16 protein-coding genes are annotated in these 16,922 nt (G+C 38.6%); 10 read left to right on the forward strand and 6 right to left on the reverse strand.

The window, feature by feature from the left end; all coding sequences use genetic code 11:
• The first annotated feature begins 163 nt into the window (after window positions 1–163).
• The 4 genes from tilS (at window position 164) to bshA (ending at window position 3,846) form a co-directional block, all read left to right on the forward strand.
• Window positions 164–1,495: a tRNA lysidine(34) synthetase TilS gene (gene tilS / locus AC23ME_RS04370; protein ID WP_487726524.1), complete on the forward strand. Its 1,332-nt coding sequence runs from the start codon at window positions 164–166 to the stop codon at window positions 1,493–1,495.
• A gap of 3 nt (window positions 1,496–1,498) precedes the next feature.
• Complete coding sequence (locus AC23ME_RS04375; protein ID WP_487726525.1) at window positions 1,499–1,981, forward strand: hypothetical protein; 483 nt, start codon at window positions 1,499–1,501, stop codon at window positions 1,979–1,981.
• A 127-nt stretch (window positions 1,982–2,108) separates the two neighbouring features.
• On the forward strand, window positions 2,109–2,576 hold the full coding sequence (locus AC23ME_RS04380; protein WP_487726526.1) for a hypothetical protein: 468 nt from the start codon (window positions 2,109–2,111) through the stop codon (window positions 2,574–2,576).
• Window positions 2,577–2,715: 139 nt separating this feature from the next.
• A complete protein-coding gene (bshA, locus tag AC23ME_RS04385) occupies window positions 2,716–3,846 on the forward strand; it encodes an N-acetyl-alpha-D-glucosaminyl L-malate synthase BshA (RefSeq protein ID WP_487726527.1) in 1,131 nt (376 codons plus the stop codon).
• Window positions 3,847–3,863: 17 nt separating this feature from the next.
• Here bshA and AC23ME_RS04390 read toward each other — a convergent pair whose 3' ends face one another.
• The 4 genes from AC23ME_RS04390 to AC23ME_RS04405 form a co-directional block, all read right to left on the reverse strand.
• Window positions 3,864–4,397: a hypothetical protein gene (locus AC23ME_RS04390; protein WP_487726528.1), complete on the reverse strand. Its 534-nt coding sequence runs from the start codon at window positions 4,395–4,397 to the stop codon at window positions 3,864–3,866.
• Window positions 4,398–4,419: 22 nt separating this feature from the next.
• Complete coding sequence (locus tag AC23ME_RS04395; RefSeq protein WP_487726529.1) at window positions 4,420–4,911, reverse strand: hypothetical protein; 492 nt, start codon at window positions 4,909–4,911, stop codon at window positions 4,420–4,422.
• A 41-nt stretch (window positions 4,912–4,952) separates the two neighbouring features.
• Window positions 4,953–6,053 (reverse strand): lactonase family protein, encoded by a 1,101-nt coding sequence (locus tag AC23ME_RS04400; RefSeq protein ID WP_487726530.1) that lies wholly within the window; start codon window positions 6,051–6,053, stop codon window positions 4,953–4,955.
• Window positions 6,054–6,123: 70 nt separating this feature from the next.
• Complete coding sequence (locus AC23ME_RS04405; protein WP_487726531.1) at window positions 6,124–7,461, reverse strand: pseudouridine synthase; 1,338 nt, start codon at window positions 7,459–7,461, stop codon at window positions 6,124–6,126.
• Window positions 7,462–7,691: 230 nt separating this feature from the next.
• Here AC23ME_RS04405 and AC23ME_RS04410 point away from each other — a divergent pair, with 230 nt between their 5' ends.
• The 3 genes from AC23ME_RS04410 (at window position 7,692) to AC23ME_RS04420 (ending at window position 10,226) form a co-directional block, all read left to right on the forward strand.
• Window positions 7,692–8,474, forward strand: a complete 783-nt coding sequence (locus tag AC23ME_RS04410) for a lytic transglycosylase domain-containing protein (protein WP_487726532.1) — start codon at window positions 7,692–7,694, stop codon at window positions 8,472–8,474.
• A gap of 201 nt (window positions 8,475–8,675) precedes the next feature.
• The gene (locus AC23ME_RS04415; protein WP_487726533.1) at window positions 8,676–9,725 is read left to right on the forward strand and encodes a 2Fe-2S iron-sulfur cluster-binding protein; all 1,050 of its coding nucleotides are present in this window, start codon (window positions 8,676–8,678) and stop codon (window positions 9,723–9,725) included.
• A gap of 105 nt (window positions 9,726–9,830) precedes the next feature.
• Window positions 9,831–10,226 (forward strand): endonuclease domain-containing protein, encoded by a 396-nt coding sequence (locus AC23ME_RS04420; RefSeq protein ID WP_487726534.1) that lies wholly within the window; start codon window positions 9,831–9,833, stop codon window positions 10,224–10,226.
• A 149-nt stretch (window positions 10,227–10,375) separates the two neighbouring features.
• Here AC23ME_RS04420 and AC23ME_RS04425 read toward each other — a convergent pair whose 3' ends face one another.
• The gene (locus AC23ME_RS04425; RefSeq protein ID WP_487726535.1) at window positions 10,376–11,263 is read right to left on the reverse strand and encodes a pirin family protein; all 888 of its coding nucleotides are present in this window, start codon (window positions 11,261–11,263) and stop codon (window positions 10,376–10,378) included.
• 283 nt (window positions 11,264–11,546) lie between these two features.
• Here AC23ME_RS04425 and AC23ME_RS04430 point away from each other — a divergent pair, with 283 nt between their 5' ends.
• A complete protein-coding gene (locus AC23ME_RS04430; RefSeq protein ID WP_487726536.1) occupies window positions 11,547–13,058 on the forward strand; it encodes a SulP family inorganic anion transporter in 1,512 nt (503 codons plus the stop codon).
• Between the two features lie 174 nt (window positions 13,059–13,232).
• Here AC23ME_RS04430 and fabV read toward each other — a convergent pair whose 3' ends face one another.
• A complete protein-coding gene (fabV, locus tag AC23ME_RS04435) occupies window positions 13,233–14,435 on the reverse strand; it encodes an enoyl-ACP reductase FabV (protein ID WP_487726537.1) in 1,203 nt (400 codons plus the stop codon).
• 788 nt (window positions 14,436–15,223) lie between these two features.
• Here fabV and AC23ME_RS04440 point away from each other — a divergent pair.
• Window positions 15,224–15,748: a tetratricopeptide repeat protein gene (locus AC23ME_RS04440; RefSeq protein ID WP_487726538.1), complete on the forward strand. Its 525-nt coding sequence runs from the start codon at window positions 15,224–15,226 to the stop codon at window positions 15,746–15,748.
• 90 nt (window positions 15,749–15,838) lie between these two features.
• Window positions 15,839–16,819, forward strand: coding sequence for a helix-turn-helix domain-containing protein (locus tag AC23ME_RS04445; protein ID WP_487726539.1), 981 nt, complete (start codon window positions 15,839–15,841; stop codon window positions 16,817–16,819).
• The last annotated feature ends 103 nt before the right edge of the window (window positions 16,820–16,922 follow it).

Genomic DNA, 16,922 nt, shown 5'->3' on the forward strand with positions numbered 1-16,922 from the left:
TGCGCAAGCAATGCGAATGGACAGATTAAAAGAAGTAATAAAAGGCGTAACTTTTGCACAGTACAAATTTACAATTTTAGATTCAGTTTATAGTTAGCAGCAATCTATCAATTCAACAATCAAACAATTTAGCAATTCAACAATTACTTCCTATTTTTGGATAATGTTACCACTACAGCAATTTACCGATTACATTTCCCAGCATCAACTTTTTAAAGAGGCTGATCATATCTTGTTGGCTGTAAGTGGAGGCAAAGATTCGGTGTTGATGGCACAGCTATTTAAACTCGCTGGTTTTCATTTTAGTATAGCGCACTGTAACTTTAATTTAAGAGCTGATGAAGCAATGCGTGACCAAGCTTTTGTGAAGTTATTAGCAGAAGAAATGGAGGTGCCTTTCCACGGAGTTCAGTTTGATACCAAGGCCTTTGCCAAGGAACAGGGAATTTCTACGCAAATGGCCGCTAGGGAGCTGCGTTACAATTGGTTCGAAGAAATTCGTTCGCAGCACAACTATCAGGCTATTGCCGTAGCGCAACATCAAAATGATGCCATAGAAACGGTTTTATTGAATTTAGTTCGTGGTACCGGAATTAGCGGTTTGCATGGTATTTTGCCCAAGCGTGGAAACATCATTAGACCTTTACTTTTTTTATCGCGGCAGCAAATAGATAACCTGGTTGAAGATAATAACCTGCCTTTTGTAGAGGATAGTTCAAATTTGAGCAGTAAATATGCCCGTAATAACATTCGTTTGAATGTAGTGCCGCACCTGCAGGAAATTAATCCGAATTTGGAAGATACTTTTGCGCAGAACATGCATCGCTTTGCGGAAACCGAAACTTTGGTGGAACAAGTGGTGGCACAAACCAGCGAAAGGGTGTTGAGGCGAGAGAACGGATTCACAATCTTGAGCTTGGCAGATATTCGGGCGCTCCATCCCCAAAAGTTGTTGCTGTATGAATTGCTAAAGCCTTTCTGTTTTACTAATAAATTGGTTGATGAAATTTTGTTTTCGCTCGATAAACAGAGCGGAACTTCTTTTTACAGTGCTAGCCATAGGGCTACCATAGATCGTGATCAGTTGTTGATTTCGGGTTTAGATAAGCAGTTAAAAGGCGAGTTGCAGTTTTTTCACGATGAAGGAAATTTGAGGGTAGATGATGTGCACACTTTGTCTTTAACATTTTCTGAAAACCTCAACTTTATGGCAGATAAGAATTATGCCTATGTAGATGCTAACTTGCTCATTTTTCCGGTGATATTGAGGTTTAAGGAAGATGGAGACAGATTTAAGCCACTTGGCATGAAATCGTTTAAAAAGCTAAGTGACTTTTTTGTGGATGAAAAAGTGCCTTTGCCTCAGAAGGATAAGGTGCCTTTGCTAGTCAATGGGAATGGAGAAGTTATTTGGGTTGTAGGGATGCGCCAAGATGAAAGGTATAAATTAACAGCAACAACAAAAAAAGTTGCTATATTCGAATTATCAAAATAATAAATGGACAGTAGATACACCTATATCGAAAAACAATACATCGGTCGCGATTATATCCGTATTAGCATACGCTTAATTATGGCAGCGTTCTGTTTTGCCGTTTATGTGTACGAAAGAGATAGAGATAATACTGTTGATTTATTTTTGGTAGTTGGTTTTGGTATCATAGGCGTTTCTATCATTTTACTATTCATGGTGCAGTATAAAACTGTTATTGAGAACAAAAAAGTTGTAATAGACGGTTTGTGGACCACTAAAAAAGTGATGATTGACCTTAATAATGTTGTAGATATCCGTAAGGAAACTTACAGCAGGTATTTTTTTAATAATCCGGTTTATAATCTTCATAAGAACGGTACAGTTCGCTTTTTTTCGTCTGGAAGAGATGCAGTAGTATTAACGGATAGAGATGGGCTCCAGTACTATATAGGTACCCAGCGCCCTAATGAAATGTACTTAGTTTTGCAGAACGAAATGAAGGCTTAAAGCCTGCTATTGTGAAATCCATTTCCCAGTTTTTCCCTTTTTTCATTTAAAGTCAGCGTATTTTCTGTGTTGTAAGCTGTTTTGGCTAAAGGCATCGAATTTGCAATACCCCCGAAAATACATAACCATGAAAAAGTACATCTATCTATTTCTTACGCCGTTTGCGCTGGGAATTTCTGTTGCTAAAGCACAAACTTATACAGCAAAAGTATCTAAAGATTCTGTAGGGATTTTAACAAATAGGCTCGAAGCTTTAAAAGTCAACCAGAAAATACAAGAGTTGAAAATTGAAGAAGCAAAAGAAGAAGCCGAGGTTGAAAAGCTAAGGGTAAAGCTTCTGGATGCCAATGATAGAGCTAAAGAATCTGCAGCTAAAAGCAGCAGCAATATTGCTGGTACTGGTAGTACCAATGTTAACGTTAAAGAGACAGAAAAGCTAGCTAAGAAGGCTAAAAGCGATATGCTCGACTCTCAAAAAGCTTTAGAGCGATTTAATAAGCAAATAAGTGCGGTAGAAAAGGTGAGGTCGCAAATACAAGCCGAAGAAAGAAAGGCAGGTTATAAAAAACCTGCAATCGTGTTTAGTTATCAGTAATTAATTATTAAGGTGCCAATGGCACCTTTTTTTGTGCGCTTGGTTTTTATCAATTTTATTACCCACAGATAACAATGTTTAAATAAGATATCATTTACATTTGCCTTCGTAATCTTCAATAGAATTACTTAACAACCACATGAAAATAGGAATAGTTTGTTACCCTACCTTTGGAGGTAGTGGAGTAGTAGCTACCGAGTTAGGCAAGGCATTGGCTAATCAAGGACATCAAGTTCATTTTATTACGTACAGTCAGCCAGCTAGGTTAGATTTCTTTTCTGCCAATCTGTTCTATCATGAAGTTTCGGTAAGAGATTATCCATTATTTGATTATGCTCCTTACGAATCTGCTTTAGCTAGTAAGCTAGTTGATGTGGTTCGTTTCGAACAGCTCGACATTTTGCACGTTCATTATGCTATTCCGCATGCTTCGGCGGCGTTTATGGCCAAACAGATTTTAGCTACTTACGGAATCAATATTCCATTTGTAACTACCTTACACGGTACCGATATCACCTTGGTAGGAAAAGATGCTACTTATAAACCAGTAGTAACATTTTCTATTAACCAGAGTGATGGTATTACTACGGTTTCAGAAGATTTGAAGGAAGATACCTACGGTCATTTTGATATTAAGAAGGAAATAAAAGTAATACCAAACTTTATCGATTTTAACCGTTTTAGTTTACAGCCGAAAGATCACTTCAAAAAAGCAATTGCACCAAATAACGAACGTATTCTTATTCATACTTCTAATTTTAGAAAAGTAAAGCGAACTGAAGATGTAATCAGGATGTTTGAAAAGGTACAGCAAAAAATTCCTTCAAAATTGTTGATGGTAGGAGACGGCCCAGAACGTTCGGCTAATGAACAACTGTGCAGAGAATTAGGTATTGGCGATAACGTTAGGTTTTTAGGTAAACAAGATGCTGTAGAAGAAATTTTATCGGTATCCGATTTGTTTATCATTCCTTCAGAAAATGAAAGCTTTGGTTTAGCGGCACTAGAGGCAATGGCCTGCAAAGTGCCTGTAATTTCTTCTAATGCCGGTGGTTTGCCAGAGCTAAATATTGATGATTTTTGTGGCTATATGTGCAACGTTGGTGATGTAGATGACATGGCAAATAAAGCCATCACCATTTTAAGCGACCAAAAAACACTGGATTACTTTAAGGAAAATGCGCTAACTAGGGCAAAAGATTTCGACCTTAAAAAGATATTGCCACAGTATGTTTCATACTATGAAGAGGTTATAGCTGGAAATAAATAACGCTAAAAAAGCGTTATTTATTTGTGTGCAGCGAAAACGATAGAAGTATAAATAGTTGTTGTTATCGTTTGCCCTTCTGCTGTAACAGTAATAGTTTCTTTAACCGAGAGTGTAAGTTTCGAATTGGTAACTACAACATCATAAGTAATTGGGTCTGGGTCGTCATTTAATGCGCTAGAGGTTAGGGTTAACTTTTTCTTATCTGCTGAAAGTACCCATTTTCCTTTTTCTTGTTGAGGGTCGCCACTTTCACATTTAGTAGGCCCTTCATCATATATAAAAACGCCTTGTTTTTCAAACGACATAATGTTGTCTTTAGAGCAATCATCAGCATCTTTAAACAAGTCTAGTTCAACTTTTTGCCCAGCTATTTCCTGCCCAAAAAGAAGTGCAGTCATTTTCCATTTGGTGCCTTCTAATGTAGCTGTTGAAGTGCCGCCACCACCGCCACCACTACCTGTATCTTCGCCTGGCGTTAGATAAAAAGTATCCTTTGCGCAAGAGCTAAGCAAAATGACTGTAGAAATTAGTAAATAAATAAGCTTTTTCATGATTTTTTAATGATATAATTTTTTACTTAACTCTTTTATAAGAGGATGTTGTTATTGAGACCATGCCATTTGCAGTTGTCTGGTATCGCATTTGAAAATTGTTTTCGTTCAATGCAAGTATTTCGCATTTCAGCACATCTGTGCCAACTACATTGAAAGCCTTGCTAGATAGTTCTAATTGTTTTTTGTCGGCAGATAGCTTCCAAGTCCCAAAGTCTCCGTAATTGCTATAGTTTTGGTTTGGACACTCTAACTTTCCTGGAGACCCTGTAACTGTGTTATTCTTGTGAAATATCATCAGATCGTCTTTGCCGCATTCGGGCATTAACGCATAAAGATCAAATTCCATTTTATCTTGTCCGAAATTAATGACGCTAGTAGACGCAATTAGATTCCATGTAGTGCCGCCAAGAGAAAACCCTGCATCCGAACCAGGATCTATATGAAATGGCTCTTTGGCACAAGAACTTAATAGAATGATAACTGAGGTTAAAGCATAGATGAGCTTTTTCATCTGAGGTTAATTTAAATTTGATGCAAAATATTAAAAATAAACTACTTGTCAAAAATTAAACAAACAGGTGTGCCTACATTTATTCGTTTGCCGCTGTCTGTCAATTTTCCGGTTTTGGCATTGCGATTAAAAATTACTACATCATTGGTATACTGGTGAGCTACCAAAAGATACCTTCCGCTAGGATCAATGTTAAAGTTTCGAGGTCCTTTTCCTAGCGTGCTCACTGTTTCAACGAAATTTAACTTTCCGTTTTTTTGTACCGCAAAAACATTGATGGTATTTACGTCACCACGGTTGCTTTCGTATAAGAACTTTCCATCGCTTGATAGATGGATATCGGCCGCGTCTATCTTCCCATTAAAATCTTTGACAACCGTTTCTGCTTCTTGCAATAGAGTCAGGTTACCATCAGTATAGCTAAATGCACTTACTTTTCCGTTAAATTCATGGGCTACGTATGCATATTTGCCATTCGGGCTAAATGCCAAATGACGAGGGCCAGAACCTGCATTGGTTTTAATGCTTGTTTTTAACTTCAAAGGTTGCGCTGCAGCCGCATCATAATGATAAATGTAAACTTTGTCTTCGCCCAAGTCTGTAGCAATTACATATTTTTTGTCTGGTGAAAATTGTACCTGATGCACGTGTGCACTAGTTTGGCGTTTGTCTGGGCCACTGCCAGTGTGTTGTATGTTTTGCTTTAATGCCGAAAGTGAACCATCACTATTTATTCCGAAAACGCTGATACTACCGCCACTATAATTTGCGGTTAGCACATTTTTGCTATCGGTTAAGATAAAACAAGGATTAGTTCCTTTGGTTGCTTCCTTGTTTAAGAACGAAGCTTCGCCTGTTTGCTGGTTAAATTTGAATGCACTTGCTGCACTATTGGTGCCATCTTCGTAAACGCTGTATAAAAAATCTTTGTTTTTGCTTAACGTTAGGTAGCTCGGGTTCGATACGTTTTTGATCACATTTAGCTGTTTAGCATTGGCTGTTTTGCTATCAAAATCATAAACATAAATGCCTTCACTGTTTCCTTTATTGGTATAGGTGCCAACAATTAACTTAAAATTTTGTGCGTTAGCTACTAGCGTAGATATGCAAATTAATAAGGTAAGCAAAAAGTATTTACGCATTTTATTCAAATTAGGAGTGAAAGATAAATAAAAAATGCGCAAAATATGAATTCTGCGCATGCTATTTAGGTTACTTAATTAAGTGTTTAATTTGGATGAGCTCATGCTCGTCTAAGTATCTCCATCTGCCTCTCGGTAAATCTTTTTTGGTCAAATTGCCGTAAACTACACGGTCAAGTTTTACCACATCATAACCTAGATGTTCGAAAATACGACGTACAATCCTGTTCTTGCCGCTATGTATTTGGATGCCGATTTCTTTTTTGCTTCCGCCAGCTACATAAGAAATGCTATCCGGCTTAATAAAACCGTCTTCTAATTCTAAACCAAATTGAATCTTATTAAGGTCGCCCTGAACAAGATTCTTGTTTAGCTCAACCTGATAAATTTTTGTGATACCATTACGAGGATGAGATAGCTTATCTGCTAATTCTCCATCATTAGTCATTAATATCAATCCCGTGGTATTTCTATCTAAACGACCAACTGGATAAATACGCTCTTTGCTGGCTTTATCAACCAAGTGCATTACCGTTTTGCGTTCTTGTGGATCATCGGTAGTAGTGATATAATCTTTTGGTTTGTTCAAAAGAACGTAAACCCTCTTTTCGCGTTTTAATAGCTCGCCGTTATATCTTACCTCGTCTTTATAAGGATCCACTTTGTGGCCTAGTTCGGTAACTACTTTGCCATTTACACTAACTACTCCAGCTTCGATTAATTCGTCGGCTTTACGACGAGAGCAAATGCCTGCATTAGCGATGTAGCGGTTCAAACGTACTAAATCTTCTTCGGCTTTGGTTTTTCTACTTCTTAAAGTAGGAGCAACTCTTTCGCCTTTATCTTCTTTTTTGCCTTTATAGCTGCTACCTTCTTCGCGTTTTCTAAATGGACGGTTGTCACCGTATTTATCGCCTTTTCTATCCGAAAATTTAGAAGCAGCTCCATCTTTCGCATAGCTATCTCTTTTTACGTAGCTTCTTTTGCTGTCGTTATTTTCTTCACGACTGCTGTTTCCTCTCGCAGAAAAAGGTTTGTCTCTTTTCTCCCAAGATTTATTATCTCTTTTGTCTGATGAGCCTTCCTCACGTTTGCCTCTGCCAGAAAAAGGTCTGTCAGATTTTTCCCAAGGTTTGCTGTCTTTTTTATCGAATGATTTTTTGAAGCTTGATGATTCACTAGAATCTGTTCTAGGTCTGGTAGAGCGAGATAGAGAATCTCCGCTTCTGGTTTTACCGCCTTTGAAATCTCTTTTGTCTTCGGTGCCAAAACTTCTGCTTCTGCTATCGTCTTTTGCACTAAATCTTTTTGGCTTGTCACTGTCTGTCTTCTCGGTTCTTCTTCCGGTAGTGTTTCTGCCTGGTTTGGACTTGTCATCCCGACTTTTCCCTTTGTTACTATTTGTCATTGATACGCTTTTAATCGCATAAAATAATGCGGACGCAAAGTTAATAATTTTGCATGGATAAACAATCTGGAAATATACTCATTTTTAGGAAAAATACTTGTCGTAAAATCTAGCCTCAGAGTATTTTAAACGTGCATTTTAGAGCTAATATTTGTAAGTGCTTGATAATTAAACTAATAAATTGTACCTTTGCGCACCAAGTATTAAGTGTTAACTAAAAAAGGAGGAAGATGTTAAAGAAACACCTCATTCCATTAACAGTAGTTTTAGGACTATTTGTGATGGCAAATGTGTTTGCTTATAAGCTACCAACCAAAGTAGAAAATCTTAAGAAAGATAACTATACCAAGAGTAAAATAGAAACCGAAGAGCCGGTATTTTCAATAGCTCAATTAGAGTTTGCCGAAGAAACGTTGCCAATTGGCGATACTAAGGTAAACAGTAAAATGAAGAGGACTTTGGCTTCATTTTCTTACGGAAATTTGCAAACTACTCGTTTGCATAAAAAAGCAGCTGAATGGTTTCCTGTGATAGAGCCAATTTTGGAGGCATATGGTATTCCTAATGATTTTAAGTACATCGCACTTGTCGAGTCGGGCTTAAGAGGGGGAGTATCGCCTAAAGGTGCGGCTGGTTATTGGCAATTTATGCCAGGTACTGCTCGTATGTATGGCCTAAAGGTAAATAAGAAAGTAGATGAACGCTACAATCTTAAAAAATCTAGCATCGCAGCTGCAAAGTATCTGAAGGAACTTTATGGCGTTTTTGATAGCTGGACATTGGTTGCTGCTGCCTACAATGTAGGTGATGGCCATATGAAAAGACAGATTAACCGCCAAAAGCAGGATAATTATTTCAAGATGAAGCTTAACCGAGAAACTGGTGCCTATGTGTACAAGCTGATTTCGGTTAAAGAAATTTTGGAAAACCCGAAGCGTAATGGCTACAAAAATCAAGAGGCGTTAATTGCCTACAAACCGGTAGAGGAAGTAAGTACCACTACTGTAGAATAAAATATTGGTATAGCTTTTTTATAAGCATTTTAAAAGGCTGTTTCCCGGATAGTGGGAGGCAGCCTTTTTGTTTTAAAGCTTTTTTTAGCTAGCCACAGATGCATAGATTTTTTATACTTAGTATTAAACAATTCATTTATCTGTGCATCTGTGGCTAATTTACTTTCTACTTTTTCCTTTTAACTTTCTACTTTTGAAGATATGGCATTACAGCAATTAAAGGTTACCAGCGTTCAGCAAGAAGTAAATGAAGTGATTACCGTGGTATTAGAACCGTTACATTGCGATAAACCATTTTACAAAGCTGGGCAGTTTTTAACCTTATCATTTCGTGTGGGTGATAAGGAATTGCGTAGATCATATTCTGCTTATAGTTCACCTTTGGTGGATGAGCCTTTGGCTATTGCGGTAAAGTTGGTAGAGAACGGTGAGATTTCGAGGTTTTTGCATCATTCGCTTAGGGAAGGAGATATAGTAGAAGTAACCGAACCTAACGGGATGTTCTTTTACGAACCTGATGATAAAGAACGGACTGTTTTCTTGTTTGGTGCAGGAGTGGGGATTACCCCTTTATATTCAATTCTGAAAACTGCGTTGGTGGGAGAGCAGCTATCTAAAATTGTACTGATTTATAGCAGTCGCTCAGCGGATGAAACTTTATTTCTCGAAGAGTTAATGGAGTGGCAAAACATTTATCCCGACAGGTTTAAACTAATTAATCTGTTTAGTAATTCAAAAAACTTGATGCGGGCACGTTTAAATGGGTTTTTGATTAATGAGTTGATTAGAGAGCAATTGCCTTTTGTTAAAGAAGATGCGCTTTTTTATACTTGTGGTCCGGTTGATTATATGGATGTTTGCCGCATTTCCATTTTAGGTGCTGGCTATAAGCCTCATCAGGTAAAACGAGAAACATTTGTACTGCCGGAAGATGAAATAGATGAAGACGACGCTACGGAGAAAGTTATCGATAAAAATACGTATTCGGTTAATCTGATATTTCAGGGAGAAACGCATCATTTGCAAGTGCCTTGGCCTAAAAGGATATTAGATGTAGCACTCGAAAATAAAATCAAAATACCTTACAGTTGCAGCGGCGGGGTATGTAGCACTTGTGCGGCTACCTGTATTTCGGGTGGTGTGCGTATGGATTACAATGAAGTGCTTACAGATGATGAAATTGCCAGAGGCAGAGTATTGGTTTGTACTGGGCATCCAACGGAAAATGATACGACAATAACTTGGGGATGATTAGTTGTGGCTTTAGCAATTTTTAATTACTTTTCGCTATAAGCAATTTGCATATCCCCCTCTTCGAGGGGGCAAGGGGGAGGATTAAATCATAATCATTTTTAAATGAAAGATGCTGGTAAACAAAATCTTTGGCACTATAATTCTGGATTGAAAGAGTTTGCTCGGCAGAATAGAAAAGATATGACTAAAGCAGAAGCTAGTATATGGAAATTCTTGTTGAGTAAACGACAAATGATGGGATATCAATTTAGAAGGCAGCGACCCATCTTAAATTATATCGCTGATTTTTTGTGTAAAGATTTAATGCTAATTATTGAGGTCGATGGTTTAACACACCAATGGGAAGGTAGTGCTGAAAAAGATATTTTACGACAAGGAGAATTAGAGAAAATAGGCTTTACCGTTTTAAGATTTCATGATAGTGAGGTGTTAAATGATTTAGGAAATGTGAACAGAACTATTTCAAAATATATTGAAGTATATAAGACGGGGATTTAATTCCTCCCTCTTAATCTCCCTCCAAAGGGAGAGATGAGTAAGTGCTTTTATCTCATTTTCTGCAAAATATTAAAGGCTGGGAAAGCAGTAGCCTCGCTTAGATTTAAAGGCACTGCTCTAGTTAAAAGGAGAAGGAATAGTTTGTGCTACTATTTCACATTCTTACTCTGTGGTGGCAAAGGCACAAAATCCGTTTCCCCTGGTACTTGACCAAACTCTTGGTTTAGCCATCTTTGTTTAGCATCTTCAATTAATTCTCTACTGGTAGCTACAAAATTCCAATATATAAAGCGCTCTTCGGGAAAAGGCTCGCCACCAAAAATATAAACTGTGGTGTTGGCTGCAATAGTAAATTCGCAAAGCTTAGCATCTTTAGCTACTAAGAAGTTTTTAGGGCCAAAAGTATTGCCTTCACTGCTTACACTTCCTTCCAAAATGTATAAGCCGCTTTCGCCAAATAAATCATCACCTATTTTAAGCGTTTTTTCTTCGCTGCTTTTAATCTCAATAAAGTACAGTGGGCTGTAAACTGGGATTGGAGATTTTCTGCCAAAAGCCTCACCTGCTACTAATTTAAATTTGACACCATCTTCTTCCCAAGCAGGAATATCTGCACTATCAGCGTGGTAAAATTCTGGTTCCATTAGCTCTAGGTGCTTGGGTAGTGCCACCCAAATTTGTAGGCCGTGCATCTTCCTTTCCGTACCTCGCAAATAATCTGGTGTACGTTCAGAGTGAGCGATGCCTTTACCTGCGGTCATCCAATTTACTTGGCCAGGTTTAATTTCAACTTCAGTGCCTAAGCCATCGCGGTGCATAATAGCTCCTTCGAATAAGAAAGTAAGGGTTGATAGGCCAATGTGCGGATGCGGTGCGATATCAAAATTTTCATTTTCACCAAGTGTTACGGGGCCCATGTGGTCTATAAAACAAAACGGGCCTACCAATCTTTTTTCCCTAAAAGGAAGTAACCTGCCGACTAAAAAATTACCAATATCACTTGGTCTTTCTTCTATAATGAGTTGGATATTTGACATGATATAAAGATAGGGAATTGTTGGTATTCGTTTAGCCACAGATGCACAGATTTTGTTTTGTACTGACATTCCTATTTCGTCATTCCAGATTCAGTCTGGAATCTTAATGCGATAGTTTAGTTTTTCTTTATGTCGCATTACGATTCCCGCTTACGCGGGAATGACGGACGATGAAAGAAAGAGATGCCCGAAGGGCAGAGAGGGTTTTCAAATATTATCTGTGCATCTGTGGCAAACAAAGCCTTAGATAAACGTACTTTTGTACCCAACAAAACCAACATACATGCCCCTTTTCGATTTCTCCCAAAAAATAAACTACAAAAATGAAATACTTGCTGGCTTAACCGTAGCCATGACGATGATACCAGAGTCGCTGTCATTTGCGATTTTGGCTGGTTTCCCTCCGTTGACAGGATTGTATGCCGCATTCATTATGGGTTTGGTCACTGCGGTTTTAGGCGGTAGACCAGGTTTGGTTTCTGGCGGAGCGGGAGCAACAGTAATTACTTTAATTGCGCTAATGAAACTTCACGGTTTAGAATATGTATTTGCTGCGGTAGTAGTAGCGGGTGTAATTCAAATTGCTGTTGGATTGTTTAAGTTGGGGAAATTCATCAGGCTGGTGCCGCAATCTGTAATGTATGGTTTTGTAAATGGTTTGGCCATTGTGATTTTTATGTCGCAATTAACGCAGTTTAAAGTGCAAGGGACTGAAGAATGGCTAAGCTGTACACCTTTATATACGATGTTGGGTTTGGTGGCACTAACTATCTTTACCGTGTGGGTTTGGCCTAAAATTACTAAGGCAGTTCCAGCTTCCTTAGTGGCAATTATGGTTGTTTTTGCGGTAGTGTTAATTTTCGGTATCCAAACTAAAACGGTAAGCGATATTGCTTCGGTAGCTGGTGGATTTCCTCCATTTCATATTCCAGAAGTGCCATTCACTTTCGAAACCTTGAAAATAGTCTTCCCCTTTGGGTTAATTATGGCGATGGTAGGTTTAACCGAAGGCTTGCTTACGCTAAACTTAGTAGATGAAATTGTAGGGAACAAAGGCGATGGCAATAAAGAAAGCATGGCACAAGGAACGGCGAATATCTTGAACGGTTTCTTCTTCGGTATGGGCGGTTGCCCAATGATTGCACAAACTTTGGTCAACCTTTCTGCGGGTGCAAGGGCAAGGTTATCTGCAATTATCGGTTCGCTAACTATCCTGCTCATTATCCTAGTAGGTGCACCAGTGATTGGCAAATTACCAATGGCTGCTTTAGTGGGCGTAATGATGATGGTTGCCGTAGGGACTTTCGAATGGAGCAGTTTCCGTATCATCAAAAAAATGCCCAAAGCAGACATTCTGATTGGGGTAATTGTGGCAGCCATCACAGTGTTTCTACATAATTTAGCTTTAGCGGTATTGATTGGTGTAATTATGTCGGCATTGGTATTTGCTTGGGAAAGTGCCCGACGCATTAGAGCTAGAAAACACATTGATGAAAATGGTGTGAAGCATTACGAAATCTACGGTCCGCTTTTCTTTGGTTCTACCACTGCATTTCTAGAAAAGTTCGATGTACAGGAAGACCCAGCAGAAATTATCATCGATTTTAAGGAAAGTAGAATTAGCGATATGAGTGCCATTGATGCGGTACATAAAATTACCGACCGTTACCGAAAGCTCAATAAATCGGTTACCTTAAAACACCTCAGTGCAGATAGTAGAAAGTTGCTAAGAAATGCAGCGGGAGCAATTGAAGTAAATATCGATGACCCTGTTTATGCAGTGGCGGATAGGTAATGTGATGATTGGTTGATATGATAATTAGCTAATTGTTTTGCAGTAGCTTTAATCACGCGTCATTGCGAGGAAGAATGACGAAGCAATCTTATAGACGCTTTGTCATTCCGACGTTAGAAAGAATCTAGTTAAATAGATTCTTCGCTATGCTCAGAATGACAAAGCGCAGAAATATTAAGCCTCAGCTTTCTGCAAACCAGGTATCTCTACCATTTCATTTGCATCAGCAGCGTAATCTACGCCAGCCACATCAAAACCAAAAAGGTTTAAGAAATCTTTTTTATAACCAGCTAAATCGCCAGTTTCAGGTAAAGTATCGGTATCAGCAGTTTTCCAAAGCTCGGCAACTGCAGCCTGTACATCGTCTTGCATTTCCCAGTCGTCAATTCTGATACGACCTTTTTCATCCACAGGAACATCGCCGCCAGTATATAAACGTTGCGCAAATAAACGCTCAATTTGCTCAATACAACCTTCGTGTAAACCTTTTTCTTTCATCGTTTTGTACAAGAAAGAAATGTATAAAGGAATAACCGGAATAGCCGAACTCGCTTGTGTAACCAAAGCTTTGTTTACAGAAACATAAGCTTTTCCTTTCAAATCAGCTAATTTATCAGTGATAGTAAAAGCCGTAGCCTCTAAATGGTCTTTCGCTCTGCCAATCGTTCCTTTACGGTAAACTGCCTCAGTAACAGCAGGGCCAATGTAAGAATAAGCAACAGTAGTAAAGCCTTCGGCCAATACACCAGCAGCTTTCATGTCATCAATCCACATTTCCCAATCTTCGCCGCCCATTACAGCAACTGTATTTTCAATTTCTTCCTCGTTTGCAGGCTCTATCGTTACCGTAGAAACAATGCCAGTGTGGAAATCAACTGTTTTATCGCTAAACGTTCCGCCAATTGGTTTTAGAGTAGAACGGTGTGTAACACCAGTTTTTGGGTTAGTTCTTACCGGCGAAGCCAAACTGTAAATAATCAAATCCACCTGACCTAAATCAGCTTTAATCAAGTCGATAGTTTGTTGCTTAACCTCGTTAGAAAAAGCATCACCGTTAATGCTTTTTGCATATAAACCATCCGCTTGCGCTTGTTTTTCGAAAGCAGCAGTGTTGTACCAACCTGGCGAAGCAGTTTTGCCTTCTTTAGGTTCTTTCTCGAAATAAACACCAACTGTAGATGCACCAGAGCCGTAAGCTGCGGTAATTCTCGAAGCCAAACCAAAGCCCGTAGAAGCACCAATTACCAAAACTCTTTTCGGTCCGTTGTTAGCGCCTTTAGATTTTACATATTCAATTTGGTTTTTCACGTTCTGTGCAGCACCATCTGGATGAGCCGTTAAACAGATAAAACCACGCATTCTAGGTTCAATAATCATAATATTGTTTTGTTATAAAGCCAGCCTCGGCCAGCAATCCTTTGTCAAAGCTACCTAATTTTTTGTGGTCTGCAAATTAAGAAAAGTAGTAGCGCACCATCGTTTGGTGTTCTCAGCAAAAGAAATTGATTTTTTGAAAAGCAAAACCTGTGGTTCTTGGCAAATGTAGTCCTTTGCTCCGTTCTAATGCTTCATTGCGCTACGCTCCATTTCGCATACCACTTCGCCAAGGTTTATTTTACAGAGGCTGTGGTACATGGCTGGTTTAAATAGCAAAGTTCTTCGTTCAATAGCCCCGATTGTAGTGGAAATACTTTTTTGTTGCGTCATTTCGACGAGGAACGAGGAGAAATCTGTTAGATAGGAGCATTTAACTTGTAGATTTCTCTCTGCGTTCGAAATGACGGCAATAGGACACAAAAAAGATTGCAACGGAAAGCGGGAAGAGCGATGTGGACGGCATTGTCTTTGCGCTTCAAAACATTTTTTAAACATGAAGGGATTAAGAAAAATTAAGACTTCATTTACCTTCATTCCTTAATGTTTCGAATTTTTAAATCCTTAGTTTTTAAATAATTACTATCTTTGTCGAAAATTATACCAATGCTACGTCTAATACATATCCAAAAACAATGCGCTTGCCAGTCTTATTGGCCAAGTAGCTTGGGTATTGACTTTAGCTTTATCTCGGGCTACTAAAACAGCCATTCTAAAACGCTTTCAACAAAATTCAATTATTTATTAAAGTTTAAAACGACTTGATGTTTGCATCAAGCTCACAATATATTATGGACATTTTATATACTGTAGAAGAAAAATATCTGCAGGCCATGGAAGAGCTCAATTATGGCGAAACGCCTAAAGCGCTTCATTTGCTTCGAGCAATTATTGCCGAAGATGAGAACTACGCCAGAGCATATTACAGCATCGGCGTAATTTATCACTACTATTTGAAGGATTTCCAAGCGGCGGGGTATTACTACAAAACCAGCTTAACGCTCGATGCTAATTTTCCGGATGTGTACGAAGATTACCTGAAATTGTTGGTCAATTTGCAACTACATAAAACGATAAGTCAGGTGGCTGAGGCTGCGGTGAAAACAGCAGGGGTAAACCTATCGGCAATTTATGAAACACTAGGTTTGTACGAAGAGCAGCGACAAGATTTTGTATTGGCTAAACAGCATTATCAAAAAGCGGCTTTAATTGCCGTGGTTGATAAAGACCATAGCACGCTGCAAGACCACTTGCGCCGAGTAGGGACGAAAATTAAAGCAAAGCAGAAAATGGTTTACGCTTACGAAGGGAGTTAATTACTCCCTTTTTTTATTGCTTAATTAACAGTGAGTTATGTGAGATGTACTTCTAAAAGTTATATTTGTTACTCCTTTTAGATTTAACGCATGATACGCTATCAGAACGCACCTCGCCCCGACATAGAATATATTTTAGGAATTTTAGGCTCCGTCTATCCCTTAAGTGAGGAGCTGAGAGAAGCTTTTTTTGAAAAAACGGTGTGCCTTAAAGTTAAAAAAGGGGAGGTGCTTTTAAACGAAGGCGAATGTTGCCAGTATATGTACTTTATTAAAAAAGGTGCAATGATGGGGCAAACCACGCACCAGAAAAAGAAGATTGTAACTTATATTTCTATAGATAACGAGTTTGTAAGTTCTATTTCGGGTCTGCATGGCGTAGTAGCATCGCAAGAAGCTATTATAGCTGTAGAAAACTCGGAACTGCTGGCCATTCATAACGACCATTTGCAAGAGCTATTTATGGTTCATTTTGATATGAACTTTCTATTTAGGGTAATGGTAGAGCAATACTACCGCGATGCGCAAGAGCGTAGCCATATTATTCGTGTAGGTAATGCAAAAGAACGATACCTCTACTTTGTAAATACCAAGCCGGGTTATGTAGAACGCTTACCTTTAGATTTGGTAGCTTCTATGTTAGATATGAAATTGGCTACTCTGCTCAAGGTTCAAAAGCAACATCAGCTTTCTCGGCAAAAAGACAAGGACACTGAATTTTGGTGTAAAAAGATTGAAGATAAAATGCTTAAAGAGGAAGCTTTTAAGATTTCAAACATCAATCTAACTGATTTTGCAAAGTCTTTAGACGTAGCACCTCAAAAGCTATCGACAATACTAAACCATGTATATCGGTCTAATTTTACTGGTTTTATTAATAATTACCGAGTAAATAGTATCAAAACCCAAATGGATGATCCGTTAGTGATGCAACATTATACGGTTGAGGCATTGGCTCAAAATGCTGGTTTCGCATCACGTAGTGCGTTTTACAGTTCCTTTAAAAAAATAGTAGGTCTTAGCCCCACGCAGTACCTTAAAGACTTGAATGCGGCTGATATTGCCGTGTGAGAAACCCACGCTAGTATACAAAGAAGGCATTTTATTTAAATGAATTTGTCCTGTTTTATTAAACGGGACAAAGTTGCCCTTGTTTTGTTCGAGTACAAGCATT

The organism is Pedobacter sp. T50_32 (assembly GCF_057652195.1).